The 242-nt window shown below is 43.0% G+C and carries 1 pseudogene; it reads left to right on the forward strand.

Annotated elements, in window-relative coordinates:
• Nucleotides 1-242 (forward strand): annotated as a pseudogene (locus tag BTV98_RS13375) (AMP-binding protein); the annotation flags it as partial.

A 242-nucleotide genomic window follows, 5' to 3' on the forward strand; every position in this document is an offset into this window, starting at 1 on the left:
GTGAGATGTGCGTTAAAGGTCCTAATGTCACCTCAGGCTATCTGAATAGAGATAGTAGTGATGACTTTACGAAAGATGGCTATTTCCGTACCGGCGATATCGTCAGCATGGATGAAAAAGGCTACTTTACCCTACTCGATCGCAAAAAAGACATGATTTTGGTCTCTGGTTTTAATGTTTTCCCTAATGAGATTGAGTCTGTCATGTTGGACAGCGACGACATTGTCGACTGTGCGGTGATA

The sequence above is a fragment of the Psychrobacter sp. Cmf 22.2 genome (genome assembly GCF_001921745.1).
Classification (GTDB): Bacteria; Pseudomonadota; Gammaproteobacteria; order Pseudomonadales; family Moraxellaceae; genus Psychrobacter.